This is a genomic window from Pseudomonas sp. UBA1879 (genome assembly GCF_002338065.1).
GTDB lineage: Bacteria > Pseudomonadota > Gammaproteobacteria > Pseudomonadales > Pseudomonadaceae > Aquipseudomonas.
Genome location: NZ_DDHJ01000013.1, coordinates 299482 through 312505 on the forward strand (window position 1 = coordinate 299482; position 13024 = coordinate 312505).

A 13024-nucleotide genomic window follows, 5' to 3' on the forward strand; every position below is an offset into this window, starting at 1 on the left:
GTCATGCGGATGGCCAGTCTAACCCTGTCCGGTCAGCGCTGCCCACTGCACCAATAACGCTTCGAGCAACAAAACGCGATTGAGGTTCGCTTTCGACAGCACTTTCTGACGCTGAAGCAGCACCCAGTCCTGGATTGCGAGGACCTTACCTTGGGGCGACTTTTGCGCCAGGTATTGCAACACCTTGCGCATGTCAGCCAGACCCAGCCCGCTTTCGTCCTGAGTGAGCTGATAGCGCAGCACCAGATTCGACCAGTCGCAGAACCAGTCGAACAGCAGCAACAACGGGATGTCTTTCCAGCCTTCGGCCAGTTGGGTCGGCGATTGCTGGCCTTTGAGCAGCTTCTTCACGCCGTCGACCACCAATGCGCGCTGTTCACGCACGCCCTGGGCCTGAAGACTGACGGCAGCCAGCGGCGAACCGGCCGCGAGGGTCAGCAGCTCGACCCGTTCTTCTTCAGTGCATTCCGGCAAGGCATCGGCCAGCCACGCAACACTCATTGCTTCGCTCGGCAACGGGCAGGCCTGCTGCACGCAACGGCTTTTGATAGTTGGCAACAAACGGCTCGGCTGATGGCTGACGAGCAACAGCACCGTATCACCCGACGGTTCTTCCAGGCTCTTCAGCAGGGCGTTAGCCGCGTTGATGTTCATCGACTCGACCGGCTCGATCAGCACCACTTTGCGCCCGCCCATCTGCGCGGTTTGCACCACAAAACTGACCAGGTCGCGCACCTGATCCACCTTGATCGCCTTGTCCGCCTCTTCCGGCTCCAGCACGTAATTGTCCGGATGACTGCCCGCCGCCAGCAGTGAACAGGATTTGCACTGCCCGCACGCTTCCAACCCTGCAGGCTGCTGACACAGCAACAGGTGCATCAGGCGCTCGGCCAACGCGCGTTTGCCGATGCCGGCTGGCCCGTGTAGCAGATAGGCATGAGCGTGCTGAGTACGTCCGGCGAGTTGCTGCCAGAGGCTTTGCTGCCAAGGATAGGCTTCAGCCATGCTGACGCGCCGCCAGGAGGGTGAGCAGGTCCGGCACCAGCACGTCGAGGGACGCCTGGACCTGATCCAGCGGCAGCGCGGCTTGCACCAGGCGATAACGCTCGGGCGCTGCCGCGGCGCGCTCCAGATAGGTGCTGCGCACCGCATCGAAGAATGCACGGCCTTCTTGCTCGAAGCGGTCAAGCCGTCCCCGGGCTGTGGCGCGAGCCAGACCGATTTCCACAGGCAGGTCGAACACCAACGTGAGGTCGGGACGCAATGCGCCCTGGACGAATGCCTCAAGTGCGGCGATACGCTCGACCGACAGGCCACGGCCACCGCCTTGATAGGCGTAAGTCGCGTCCGTGAACCGATCGCACAAGACCACCGCGCCGCGAGCCAGCGCGGGACCGATCACCCTTGCCAGATGCTGCGCGCGTGCGGCGAAAACCAGAAGCAACTCTGTATCAGCAGCCATCGCTTCGTCGCTGGGAGCGAGCAGCAGCTCACGGATGCGCTCGGCCAGCGGCGTGCCGCCTGGCTCACGGGTCAGCACTACATCGATGCCGTGGCTGCGCAGGCGTTCGGCGAGGTATTCGCGGTTGGTGCTTTTGCCTGCACCTTCCGGGCCTTCCAGCGTAATAAACAAACCAGTCACAGGCAGTCCTTAATCAGAGTCATTGCGGGCGCGACTCGACGTTTCCGTTCTTGTCGCTGGCCTCGGTCGGCGGCTGTGGTTGGTCAGCGTTCGACGGTTCGGTCGTGGAAGGTTCAGTGCTCGACGGCTCAGAAGTCGTAGCCTTCGAAGCGCCCTGCTCTGGCGGCTTCTCATCCGAAGCGGGCACTTGGGGCAAGGAGGCTGGCGCCGACTCCCCCCCAGGCATGCCTGCGGTCGGCACAGGATCAACGCCCGGCGCCGGCGCAATAGCCGGTGGCGACGCAGGTGCCGGGCTGGAACGATAATCGGCCCGACGTTTGAGCTGGTATTCCTTGACCGCCGCGTTATGCGCGTCGAGGTCAGCAGAAAACACATGGCTGCCATCGCCTCGCGCGACGAAATACAGGCTGGTGCCCGGCGCCGGATGCATCGCCGCGTGGATCGCTTCACGCCCTACCATCGAGATGGGCGTCGGAGGGAGGCCGGAAATGACGTACGTGTTGTAGGGCGTCGCCTCCTTCAAGAATGCGCGGGTGATCTTGCCGTTGTAGCGTTCGCCCAGCCCATAGATCACGGTCGGATCGGTCTGCAGCAACATGCCCTGCTGCAGACGACGCACGAACACGCCCGCGATCTGTCCGCGCTCCTGTGGCACACCGGTTTCTTTTTCCACCAGTGACGCCATGATCAGCGCCTGATATGGGTCGACATACGGAACGTCGGCCGCGCGTTTGTCCCACTCCTCTTGCAGCACATCCTCCAGACGGTTGTAGGCCTGCTTGAGGAGCTCAACGTCGGTCATGCCACGCACGTAGCGGTAGGTATCCGGAAAGAACCGGCCTTCCGGAAACACGTTCGGATGGCCAATCTTAGCCATCAGCTCGCTGTCGCTGAGGTCGGACAGCGTCTGCTCCAGCTTGGGTTGTTTGGCCAACGCGGCGCGCACCTGACGGAAATTCCATCCCTCTACGAGCGTCAAGCTGTATTGCACCACCTCACCCTTCTGCCACAAGCCCAGTAGCGATTTCGCGGTCATGCCGGGCGTCATGCGGTACTCGCCACTGTGCAACGACTGCCCCGTGAGGTTGAAGCGCCAGTAAAGACGCAACCACAGTGCGTCCTTGAGGATGCCTTCGCTTTCCAGACGATTCAGGACGCCAGTCGGCGACGCCCCCGAGGGCACATCGAGCAAACGCTCTTGCGTCAGGTTCAAGGGCTGCTGCAGCGCGTTGTTCTGCTGCCAATAGGCCAGACCCAACAACAACCCTGCCAGAACCACACCCGTTTCCAGCAAGACGAATAATTTTCGGATCACGAATCAGATATCCAGAAGCCCGCGGACGAGGTGTTGCAGTTTACGGGTGACAGGGCCAACGGGCCAGTTCAGTTGCTCGAAGCCGCGCACGGGCCAGATGCCATAGACGCTGTTGCATACGAACACTTCATCGGCTTTTTGCAGGTCAGACAGGTCCAGGTCCAGCGCGCGCACGGGCAGATTGTTTTGCTCAGCCAGGTCCAACAACGCCGCCCGCATCACACCCGCCACGCCGCAACGGGTCAGATCAGGCGTCAGCAGCACCCCACGCTTGACCATGAAGAGGTTGCTGTAGACCGCTTCGACGATACGGCCGGAGACATCGCGCATCAGCCCTTCGGCATGCTCCGTGTCGTGCCATTCGTTGCGCGCCAGCACCTGCTCGAGTCGATTGAGGTGCTTGAGGCCCGCCAACAGCGGTTGCTCGGCCAGACGCGTGCGACAAGGGAACAGCCGAATACCCTGTTCGGCGTTGGCCGCCGGGTAAACGGGCGAGGGGCTGGCCTGAAGCACGCGTCGAGGCTGAACATCGGCGGTGGGTGCGTAGCCGCGCTGACCATCGCCTCGGGTGACGATCAGCTTCATTACACCCTCATTCACCTGCGCGGCGAATGCCTTGCACTCGCGTTCGATCAGTGGCAGATCGAGCGCCATCACCAGACGTTTGCTACCCCGCGCAAGACGTTCCAGATGCCGCTCGAAGAGCAATGGCTGGCCAGCCTTGACAAGCACGGTCTCGAACAGACCATCGCCGTAGGCCAGCCCTCGATCCTTGACGGACAGAGCGTCGGCAGGCACCCCATCGATCCAGCTCGGGATCATTCCGCGAACCGACGGAACACCAGCGAGCCATTGGTGCCGCCAAACCCGAAGGAATTGGACACGACGACGTCGATGGGCATGCTGCGAGGTTCGTGAGGTACGAAGTCCAGGTCACACCCTTCGCCGGGCTCATCCAGGTTGATGGTCGGTGGCGCCACCTGGCCATTGATTGCCAACACGCTAAAGATGGCCTCGATAGCACCCGCCGCACCGAGCAGGTGGCCTGTCATGGACTTGGTCGAACTGACGGCCAGCTTGTAGGCATGTTCGCCGAACACCGTTTTGATCGCATTCACTTCCGCGAGGTCGCCGGCCGGCGTTGAGGTACCGTGGGCGTTGATGTACTGCACGTCCTCCGGACGAACCTTGGCATCACGCAGCGCATTGGTGATGCAGCGCGCAGCGCCCGAGCCGTCTTCCGGCGGCGAGGTCATGTGAAACGCATCGCCGCTCATGCCGAAACCGATGAGCTCAGCGTAAATGGTCGCGCCACGCGCGCGGGCGTGCTCCAGTTCTTCGAGCACCAGCGCACCGGCGCCGTCGGACAGCACGAAACCGTCGCGGCCCTTGTCCCACGGACGACTGGCACGGGCCGGCTCGTCGTTACGGGTGGACAACGCACGGGACGCACCAAAGCCGCCCATACCCAGACCGCAGGCCGCCATTTCAGCGCCACCCGCGATCATCACGTCAGCTTCATCGTAAGCAATGTTACGCGCGGCCATGCCGATGCAATGGGTGCTCGTGGTGCAAGCCGTGGCAATGGCGTAGTTTGGCCCCTGCGCGCCCAAATGGATCGACAGGAACCCGGAAATCATGTTGATGATCGAGCCCGGCACGAAGAACGGCGAAATCTTGCCCGGCCCTTGGTCGTGCAGCAGACGGCTGGTGTTTTCGATGTTGGTCAGGCCGCCGATGCCGGAACCCATGGCCACACCCACGCGCTCGCGATTGGCGTCGGTGATTTCGATTCCGGCATTGCGCACAGCCTGGAAGCTGGCAGCCAGGCCGTATTGAATGAACAGGTCGAGACGGCGCGCCTCTTTGGGCGACAGATATTCTTCGACGTTGAAGCCTTTGACCGAGCCGCCGAAACGGGTCGTGTAAGCCGAAAGGTCCGTGTGTTCGATGGGGCCAATGCCACTCTGGCCAGCCAGAATGCCTTGCCAGGTGCTGGGCACATCGTTACCCAGTGGCGTCAGCATACCCATACCGGTGACCACGACGCGTCTACGCGACACAGGACTCTCCTTTAATCTATTGACGAAACGCTGGCCCTGTTTAAAGAAAAAACCGCACGCCTTAGGCAGTGCGGTTTCTCCAGGACAAGCGAACTACGATTACAAAGCTTACGCCTGGTGGGCAGTAACGTAATCGATAGCGGCTTGAACGGTGGTGATCTTCTCGGCTTCTTCGTCAGGGATTTCGGTCTCGAATTCCTCTTCCAGAGCCATCACGAGCTCAACGGTGTCAAGGGAGTCGGCACCCAGGTCTTCGACGAAAGAAGCAGTGTTCACGACTTCTTCAGGTTTGACGCCAAGTTGCTCGGCAACGATTTTCTTGACGCGCTCTTCGATGGTGGTGGTCATACCGTGTTTTAACTCCTAGTGGACAAGTTCGGGCAGCTGGCCGGTGGGTAAGTGTATAGAAGAGGTTTTGCGTATTTCAAGCTAAACGCAATTCCCGCTACGCCCATCGACCCCCTGCCCATTATTAGATTTCAGCTTTATAACGGATTTTAGACAGCTCGTATGACATTTTTTCGATACGGGGAGTCACATGTACATGCCGCCGTTCACGGGGATTGTAGCCCCGGTAACGTAGCCTGCACCTTCCGAGGCAAGAAAAGCGACCACGTGCGCGATCTCTTCGGCCTGCCCCAGTCGACCCAGAGGAATCTGGGTCGTCAGGGAATCACGTTGTGCTTCTGGCAACTCACGGGTCATGTCGGTATCGATGAAACCCGGCGTTACCGAGTTCACCGTCACCGCCCGGGAACCGACTTCACGCGCCAGTGCGCGGCTGAAACCTTCCAGACCCGCTTTAGCGGCGGCGTAGTTTACTTGACCTGCGTTGCCCATGGCACCCACTACCGAACCAATGCTGATGATCCGACCCCAACGGGCCTTGGTCATGCCTCGCAGAACGCCCTTGGTCAAGCGATACAGGCTGGTCAGATTGGTGTTGATGACGTCATGCCATTCGTCATCTTTCATGCGCATCATCAGGTTGTCACGGGTGATGCCGGCGTTGTTGACCAGGATCAACGGCGCCCCAACACGCTCGGTGATTTGTGCCAGAACAGCGCTGACAGACTCGTCGCTGCCAACGTCCAGCGCCAGACCAAATCCTTCGATACCGTTCTCTTTGAAGTAGGCGGTGATCTTCTCGGCGCCCGCTTCGGATGTCGCGGTGCCCACCACGATGGCGCCGTTACGGCCCAGTTCCAGAGCGATAGCCCGGCCAATGCCACGGCTCGCGCCGGTGACCAGTGCAACTTTACCCTGACTCATGCAGTTCTCCTTATCAGGCCAGCGCCGCGCGGGTGGCGGCGAAAGCTTCGGGGGTATTGAGATTGTGCGTTGCCACACCGTCGGCGCAGCGCTTGTTCAGACCGGCCAGAACCTTGCCCGGACCGCACTCCACCAGCTGCAGAGCGCCCTGGGCCGCCAGTGTCTGGATGGATTCGACCCAGCGGACCGGCTTGTACAACTGCTGCAGCAAATCGGCCTTCAGTGCTTCCAGATCCGAGACCACACTCGCGGTGACGTTCTGAACCAGCGGAATCTGCGGCGCCTGCCAGTTGATGGCAGCGATGGACTCGGCGAAACGCTCGGCTGCCGGGCGCATCAATTCACAGTGCGACGGCACGCTGACCGGCAGCGGAAGCGCGCGCTTGGCGCCCTTCGCCTTGCACACTTCAATGGCGCGATCCACGGCTGCCTTGGCACCGGCAATCACCACCTGGCCTGGCGAGTTGAAATTCACCGCGCTGACTACTTCACCTTGGGCTGCTTCGGCACACGCTGCGATGACGTCAGCATCCTCAAGACCGAGGATTGCGGCCATACCACCCTGCCCGGCAGGCACGGCTTCTTGCATCAACTGACCGCGACGCTCCACCAGCTTCACCGCATCGGCCAACGAAAGACTGCCCGCCGCGACCAGCGCGCTGTATTCACCCAGGCTGTGACCGGCGACAAACGCAGGGCGCACGCCGCCTTCCGCCAACCACAGGCGCCATAGGGCGATCGAAGCGGTCAGGATGGCTGGCTGAGTTTTATCGGTTTGATTGAGGCGCTCTTCCGGGCCCTGCTGGGTCAGTGCCCACAGGTCGTAGCCCAACGCATCGGAGGCCTCTTTGAACGTGTCCAGCACCAACGGATACTGCGCGCCCAGCTCAGCGAGCATGCCGAGGGACTGCGAGCCCTGGCCCGGAAAGACGAATGCGACGGAAGCAGACATTGACTGGCCCCTGATTATGGTCGTCGAAAAGAACGTCCGGCCCCGGCCGAACGCGAGATAATTCAAAGTGTTGCGACTGGTCAGTAGGATGACTGTCGGGTCACAGCGGTCACATTCTAGCGCAAGACACCCTACAGCAACGCCTCCAGACGCCCATGAAGGCGCTCGGGCAAATTCTCCTGTATTTCGATCAAGGCACGCTGAATCGCGCTCTGGAATCCCTGAACGCCCGCCGAGCCATGACTTTTGACGACGATGCCTTGCAGACCCAAAAAACTGGCGCCGTTGTGCCGCGCCGGAGCGAGATCGGCCTTGAGACGCCTGAGCAACGGCATGGCCACCGCACCTACCGCTCTGGTAAGCACAGTTTGCCGAAACAGGGTTTCGATTCTCTCACCAATCATGGTCGCCAGCCCTTCACTGGACTTGAGCAGGATGTTTCCCACAAAACCGTCGCACACCACCACATCCGCCTCGCCTCGATACAGCCCGTCACCCTCGATGAAACCGATGTAATTGAGTCCTGGGGCTGCCATCAACAAGCTCGACGCCAACTTCACCTGTTGATTGCCCTTGATGTCTTCGGTGCCGACGTTGAGCAGTGCGACCTTCGGCCGCGCCACGCCCAACGCTTCGGCGGCCACCGAGCCCATCACGGCAAACTGGTAAAGGTTATCTGCGCTGCAGTCGACATTGGCGCCCAGATCCAGTAATTGGCAATAACCGCGCTGGGTCGGAATGGCCGCCACCATGGCAGGTCGGTCAATGCCTGGCAGGGTCTTGAGCACGAAACGCGAGAGCGCCATCAGCGCCCCGGTGTTACCAGCACTCACGCAGGCCTGCACCTTGTCTTCCGCCAGCAGGCGCAATGCCACGCGCATGGACGAGTCAGGCTTGCCCCGCAGGGCCAGGGACGGGCGATCATCCATGGTGATGACTTCAGTGGCATTGACGACGAGCAGGCGCGACCGATCGACGCCAGGGTGGCGGGCGACGAGTTCTTCAAGGAGGGAGGCTTGACCGACGAGGGTCAGGTGAAGCGAGGGTGAAGCGAGCAGGCAGGCGATACTGGCCTGAACAATGCTGCGGGGACCGAAGTCCCCGCCCATTGCGTCGATCGCGATGACCGGAGCAGACAAGAAATTACTCGTCAGCGCCCTTGTCGATCACTTTACGGCCACGGTATACGCCTTCTGGCGATACGTGGTGACGCAGGTGAACTTCACCGGTGGTTTTTTCTACAGACAGGGTGCTAGCCTCGAGAGCGTCGTGCGAACGGCGCATGTCACGGGCAGAGCGGGATTTTTTGTTCTGCTGAACAGCCATAATTGATTAACTCCTAAACGTTTGGGTCACGCTTTAACTGCGCCAATACACTGAACGGGTTGGACCGCGTTACCTCGTCCACGCTCGGCTCGGGCTCATCGGCGCCCGCCGGCTGCTGGCATTCTTCAGGATCATGAACAGGCACAATGGGCAAGGCGAGCAAAAGCTCCTCCTCGATCAGGGCCTTCAGATCCAATGGATCTTCGCCGAGTTCCAGCACGTCATAGCCTTTCGGCAACGACTGGGTGTTTGCACCCTCTTTCACCACGGCATAACTGCATTCGCTGTGGATCGGCAGGGTGACCAGCTCAAGACAACGCTGGCAAACCATTTTGACTTCGACGTCGATTTCGCTGTGGATAACCACGGCGCGTCGCTCGTCTTTTTCAAAAACGAATTTCGCCTGCACTGTACCGAGATTGTCAGCAAGCGGGTCGCAGAGTCTCTCCAAATCAGCCAGCAGCACTTCGCCCTGAAGGGTAGTGCCACGATCAGCTAATTTGCGTGGGTCAACGTGAGGTGGAATCGGGTCATTCAACATAGGCGCAGCATTCTAGGGATGCCCCCGTCGGCTGTCAAAGGAAATTCAGGACTGTTCGCAACCTGACCCGCTGATTACACTCGACTTTCACGTTTCGGAGAACCCCATGCTACCTCTGCTCCTAGCCTCCAGCTCACGCTATCGTCGAGAACTGCTCGAACGTCTGCGCTTGCCGTTCGTCTGCGCGTCGCCAGACATCGATGAACGCCACCGCCCACAGGAGTCGGCCACGGCGCTGGTAAAACGGCTCGCTCAGGAGAAGGCCACGGCACTGGCAGCGCACTATCCCGATCACCTGATCATCGGCTCCGATCAGGTCGCGGTGCTGGGCGAGCAGATTCTCGGCAAACCCCATACGTTCGAACGCGCCTTGCAGCAACTCAGCGACAGCAGCGGCAAAAGCGTGAGCTTTCTGACCGGGATTGCCCTGTACAACAGTCAGTCAGGCCACTGCCAGGTGGATTGCGTACCGTTCACCGTGCACATGCGCGAACTGGACCATGCGCGTATCGCCCACTATCTAAGGGCTGAACAACCCTACGACTGCGCGGGCAGCTTCAAGGCTGAAGGATTAGGGGTGAGCCTGTTTCGCAGCACCGAAGGCCCGGATGCGACTAGCCTGGTAGGCCTTCCTTTAATAAGGCTGGTGGACATGCTGATGGTCGAGGGCGTGGAGATTCCCTGACCGCTCTTATAAGGCACAGAAAAAACCCGACCGGAGGTCGGGCTTTTCGCACACAAAGCAATCAGCGCAGCGAAGGCCCATTGAACCCTGCCCACAGGGCAATGCGCTCGACAACGCTGGCACCGAGCTTCTTCGAGAAGCGGTCAAACGGCGATTCCTGAACCGTGTAGTCCACCAACTCCTTCTCGCCAATCACATCACGCGCAACGGAACTGGCACTGCCCAGGCCGTCAACCAATCCCAGACCCACTGCCTGCTCACCGGTCCAGACCAGGCCGGAGAACAGCTCGGGATGCTCCTTGTCTTTCAGCCGATCACCCCGCCCTGCCTTCACGCTGGCAATGAATTGCTTGTGCGTGGTGTCCAGCACGGTCTGCCAGAAAGCCGTCTCATCAGGTTTAGGCGCCTGGAACGGGTCGAGAAATGCCTTGTGCTCACCCGACGTGTAGGTACGCCGGTCCACACCCAGCTTTTCCATAGTGCCCACAAAACCAAAACCGGCTGCCGTCACACCGATCGAACCAACCAGACTGGCCTTGTCCGCATAGATCTGGTCAGCCGCGCTGGCGATGTAATAGGCACCCGAAGCGCCGAGGTCGGTGATCACCGCGTAGACCTTGATGTCCGGCTTCTTGGCCCGCAGGCGGCGGATTTCATCATAGATGTAACCTGACTGCACCGGACTGCCGCCCGGGCTGTTGATGCGCAGTATCACACCCTTGGTCTTTTCATCGTCGAACGCCGCGCGCAGGCTGCCCACGATGTTGTCAGCGCTTGCGGGCTCGGTGTCAGCGATCATGCCCTTCACTTCGATCAACGCCGTATGGCTGGTTTTGCGCGATGCGCTTTTGCCAAAGTCCATCAGCGGCGAGAACATCGCCAGAGCTGCGAACAAGTAAATAAAGGTCAGGGATTTGAAGAAAATCCCCCAGCGACGCGTACGTCGATGCTCTTGAACGTTCGCCAGCAGCGTCTTTTCCAGCAATTTCCAGCTTTTTGCATCACCTGCGTCGTCGCGCTCTTGCGAGGACGGAGACTTCCATTCATCCGACATACATCATTACCCCAACGAAGACTCAACAGCTCGCACGCCTAACCAGGCCCGCAATTCGGAAAAATGCTTGATCGCCAATTGCGGCTCATAGTGCAGCAAGTCATCCAGCGCCTGAGCGCCGTACCCGACCGCCACCGAATCCATTCCGGCATTGCGCGCCATCTGCAGGTCGAACGAAGCGTCGCCGACCATCAATGCCTTTTCGGGCCCGACACCGCAGTGCTGAAGGATTTCATTGAGCATGAGCGGGTCAGGCTTGCTGGCGGTCTCGTCAGCCGCCCGGGTGACGTCGAAGTACTCGAGCCAGCCATGCGCCTTGAGCACGCGATCCAGCCCTCGGCGGGCCTTGCCAGTCGCGACCGCCATCCGATACCCCTCTGCCCGGAAAGCCTCAAGGGACTCGCGCACGCCGTCGAACAACTTCGAAGGCTCGACATCCAGAGCCATGTAGCAGTCGGCGTAATGCCGACGAAATTCGATCAGGTCATTGCCAGAGATGTCCGGATAAAGCGTCCGAATGGCTTCCGGAAGGCCCAGACCGATGATGCCCTTGATCGCCTGATCATCCCGCAGCGGATGCCTCGCAAGAATGGCAGCCTGGCGCATGGCGTCGACGATACGACTAATCGAGTCGGATAACGTGCCGTCCCAATCGAAAATCAGCAGTTCGTAATCACGGCGCACTCAGCAATCGCTCCACGGTCTTGGCCCACATCTCATCGACGGGCGCTTCCAGCTCCAGCTTGCCCCCGTCAGGCAGCGGCACGATCAAGGCGTATGCATGCAGGAACAGGCGCTTTCCTCCGAGCTCGCGAATCTCGCGAGTGAAGTCCTCGTCACCGTATTTGCTGTCGCCAGCAATGCTGTGCCCTGCGTGCAACGTGTGCACTCTGATCTGGTGGGTACGCCCGGTGATCGGACGCGCCTCGACCATCGTGGCAAAGTCGCCAAAGCGGCGCAGCACCTTGAACAGCGTCAGCGCTTCTTTGCCCTCTTCGTTCACTTCAACCATGCGCTCACCGGAGCGCAGGTTGCTCTTGAGCAGCGGCGCGCGCACCTGCTTCTGCGAGGTCGGCCAATTGCCACGGACCAGTGCCATGTAGCGCTTATCCACACCGTCGCCGCGCAGCTGCTCGTGCAGATGGCGCAGCATGCTGCGCTTCTTCGCGATCATCAGCAGGCCTGACGTGTCGCGGTCCAGGCGATGCACCAACTCCAGCTCTTTGGCGTCTGGACGCAGCTGACGGAAGGCTTCGATAACGCCAAAACTCAGACCACTGCCTCCATGAACCGCAATGCCGGCAGGTTTGTTGAGGACGATCAGGCCTTTGTCTTCGTAAACGATGGCCGCCTCCAGACGCTGCAACAGGCCTTGCGCGACGGGCGCGGGTTCATCGCGCTCAGGCACCCTCACAGGGGGAACGCGGACAATGTCGCCCGCCTGAAGCTTGTACTCGGGCTTGATCCGTCCCTTGTTCACGCGCACTTCGCCTTTACGCAATATGCGGTAAATCAAGGTCTTGGGAACGCCCTTGAGGTACGTGATCAGAAAATTATCGATGCGTTGACCGGCGTATTCCGGCGCAACCTCAACCAGCTGAACGCCGGGGGTTGGGGGAGTGATATTCGTCATGGCGCAAATCATAACAATTTTTTATGGATTTGAAGCACTTAATGATTGCTGCTATAGTCCCGAACGCCGCCAAAAGCGGCCTGGGCAGCGGACCAACGGCATGACAGCCGGCCCTGACCAACGCAATTCACAAGGGCGCAAGGCCGTCCTACGAGGCTTTCGGTGACAACGGAAGATCAGCGAGCGCAACGAGCGCAGGTGACATGAGGCCTGAAACAAGCCCGATCGCAGAGTGAAACGCTCGCCATCGAGGCCCACGTTCAAGGCCAGTTCACAAAGTGCAGTCGCTGGCGATCGCTCCGGGCGAATGTGTCGGAAACCACGCCTTAATTTGAGCCATGAGGCGCGAACTTCCTATCGAAGCTCGCGTAAATGCAAACCCGCTGCGGATTCAGCGCGCGGCAGCACCCGAATTATCAGGGATACGTGTGGGGTGGAGACGCACAACCGTCGGACTGTGTAGCAAAAGGCTTTATTCAAGACGCTTCATATCGTCCGCTACCGATGGTTGATTCCTCCTCCTGACAAAGCTTTTGCTGAC

General features: G+C 60.2%; 15 protein-coding genes. 1 reads left to right on the plus strand and 14 read right to left on the minus strand.

What is annotated here, in order from left to right; genetic code table 11:
* Positions 1–18: 18 nt before the first annotated feature.
* The 11 genes from B3N48_RS13320 to B3N48_RS13370 all read right to left on the minus strand — a co-directional run bounded on the left by B3N48_RS13320 (position 19) and on the right by B3N48_RS13370 (position 9111).
* A complete protein-coding gene (locus B3N48_RS13320) occupies positions 19–1005 on the minus strand; it encodes a DNA polymerase III subunit delta' (protein ID WP_296184257.1) in 987 nt (328 codons plus the stop codon).
* On the minus strand, positions 998–1642 hold the full coding sequence (gene tmk / locus B3N48_RS13325; protein ID WP_296184260.1) for a dTMP kinase: 645 nt from the start codon (positions 1640–1642) through the stop codon (positions 998–1000). The genes B3N48_RS13320 and tmk overlap by 8 nt, the downstream gene beginning before the upstream one ends.
* Before the next feature lie 19 nt (positions 1643–1661).
* Positions 1662–2957: an endolytic transglycosylase MltG gene (gene mltG / locus B3N48_RS13330; RefSeq protein ID WP_296184262.1), complete on the minus strand. Its 1296-nt coding sequence runs from the start codon at positions 2955–2957 to the stop codon at positions 1662–1664.
* 3 nt (positions 2958–2960) lie between these two features.
* Complete coding sequence (gene pabC / locus B3N48_RS13335) at positions 2961–3776, minus strand: aminodeoxychorismate lyase (protein WP_296184486.1); 816 nt, start codon at positions 3774–3776, stop codon at positions 2961–2963.
* Positions 3776–5020 (minus strand): beta-ketoacyl-ACP synthase II, encoded by a 1245-nt coding sequence (gene fabF, locus B3N48_RS13340; RefSeq protein ID WP_296184265.1) that lies wholly within the window; start codon positions 5018–5020, stop codon positions 3776–3778. The genes pabC and fabF overlap by 1 nt, the downstream gene beginning before the upstream one ends.
* A 108-nt stretch (positions 5021–5128) precedes the next feature.
* Entirely contained in the window at positions 5129–5368 is a 240-nt protein-coding gene (acpP, locus tag B3N48_RS13345) for an acyl carrier protein (protein ID WP_296184269.1), read from the minus strand.
* 186 nt (positions 5369–5554) lie between these two features.
* Positions 5555–6292 (minus strand): 3-oxoacyl-ACP reductase FabG, encoded by a 738-nt coding sequence (fabG, locus tag B3N48_RS13350; RefSeq protein ID WP_166596766.1) that lies wholly within the window; start codon positions 6290–6292, stop codon positions 5555–5557.
* A 13-nt stretch (positions 6293–6305) separates the two neighbouring features.
* Positions 6306–7244, minus strand: a complete 939-nt coding sequence (gene fabD, locus B3N48_RS13355) for an ACP S-malonyltransferase (RefSeq protein ID WP_296184278.1) — start codon at positions 7242–7244, stop codon at positions 6306–6308.
* Between the two features lie 131 nt (positions 7245–7375).
* Positions 7376–8383, minus strand: a complete 1008-nt coding sequence (gene plsX, locus B3N48_RS13360; protein WP_296184280.1) for a phosphate acyltransferase PlsX — start codon at positions 8381–8383, stop codon at positions 7376–7378.
* Positions 8384–8387: 4 nt separating this feature from the next.
* On the minus strand, positions 8388–8570 hold the full coding sequence (rpmF, locus tag B3N48_RS13365; RefSeq protein WP_003179396.1) for a 50S ribosomal protein L32: 183 nt from the start codon (positions 8568–8570) through the stop codon (positions 8388–8390).
* A gap of 13 nt (positions 8571–8583) precedes the next feature.
* The gene (locus tag B3N48_RS13370; RefSeq protein WP_296184419.1) at positions 8584–9111 is read right to left on the minus strand and encodes a YceD family protein; all 528 of its coding nucleotides are present in this window, start codon (positions 9109–9111) and stop codon (positions 8584–8586) included.
* A gap of 106 nt (positions 9112–9217) precedes the next feature.
* Between B3N48_RS13370 and B3N48_RS13375 the strand changes: the two genes are divergently transcribed.
* Entirely contained in the window at positions 9218–9796 is a 579-nt protein-coding gene (locus B3N48_RS13375; protein ID WP_296184422.1) for a Maf family protein, read from the plus strand.
* A 61-nt stretch (positions 9797–9857) separates the two neighbouring features.
* Here the strand turns inward: B3N48_RS13375 and sppA are convergent, their stop codons facing one another.
* The 3 genes from sppA to rluC are packed head-to-tail and all read right to left on the minus strand — an operon-like array spanning position 9858 to position 12483.
* Complete coding sequence (sppA, locus tag B3N48_RS13380; RefSeq protein WP_296184424.1) at positions 9858–10850, minus strand: signal peptide peptidase SppA; 993 nt, start codon at positions 10848–10850, stop codon at positions 9858–9860.
* Between the two features lie 6 nt (positions 10851–10856).
* Complete coding sequence (locus tag B3N48_RS13385) at positions 10857–11534, minus strand: HAD-IA family hydrolase (RefSeq protein WP_296184426.1); 678 nt, start codon at positions 11532–11534, stop codon at positions 10857–10859.
* A complete protein-coding gene (rluC, locus tag B3N48_RS13390; RefSeq protein WP_296184427.1) occupies positions 11524–12483 on the minus strand; it encodes a 23S rRNA pseudouridine(955/2504/2580) synthase RluC in 960 nt (319 codons plus the stop codon). Before rluC ends, B3N48_RS13385 begins: the two co-directional genes overlap by 11 nt.
* Positions 12484–13024 lie beyond the last annotated feature (541 nt).

What these genes read in the sequence shown, in the direction of transcription:
- fabG (WP_166596766.1), bottom strand. Translation starts at nt 6,292, where the DNA reads ATGAGTCAGGGTAAAGTTGCACTGGTCACCGGCGCGAGCCGTGGCATT.
- B3N48_RS13375 (WP_296184422.1), top strand. Translation starts at nt 9,218, where the DNA reads ATGCTACCTCTGCTCCTAGCCTCCAGCTCACGCTATCGTCGAGAACTG.
- fabD (WP_296184278.1), bottom strand. Translation starts at nt 7,244, where the DNA reads ATGTCTGCTTCCGTCGCATTCGTCTTTCCGGGCCAGGGCTCGCAGTCC.
- sppA (WP_296184424.1), bottom strand. Translation starts at nt 10,850, where the DNA reads ATGTCGGATGAATGGAAGTCTCCGTCCTCGCAAGAGCGCGACGACGCA.
- rpmF (WP_003179396.1), bottom strand. Translation starts at nt 8,570, where the DNA reads ATGGCTGTTCAGCAGAACAAAAAATCCCGCTCTGCCCGTGACATGCGC.
- B3N48_RS13370 (WP_296184419.1), bottom strand. Translation starts at nt 9,111, where the DNA reads ATGTTGAATGACCCGATTCCACCTCACGTTGACCCACGCAAATTAGCT.
- acpP (WP_296184269.1), bottom strand. Translation starts at nt 5,368, where the DNA reads ATGACCACCACCATCGAAGAGCGCGTCAAGAAAATCGTTGCCGAGCAA.
- rluC (WP_296184427.1), bottom strand. Translation starts at nt 12,483, where the DNA reads ATGACGAATATCACTCCCCCAACCCCCGGCGTTCAGCTGGTTGAGGTT.
- B3N48_RS13320 (WP_296184257.1), bottom strand. Translation starts at nt 1,005, where the DNA reads ATGGCTGAAGCCTATCCTTGGCAGCAAAGCCTCTGGCAGCAACTCGCC.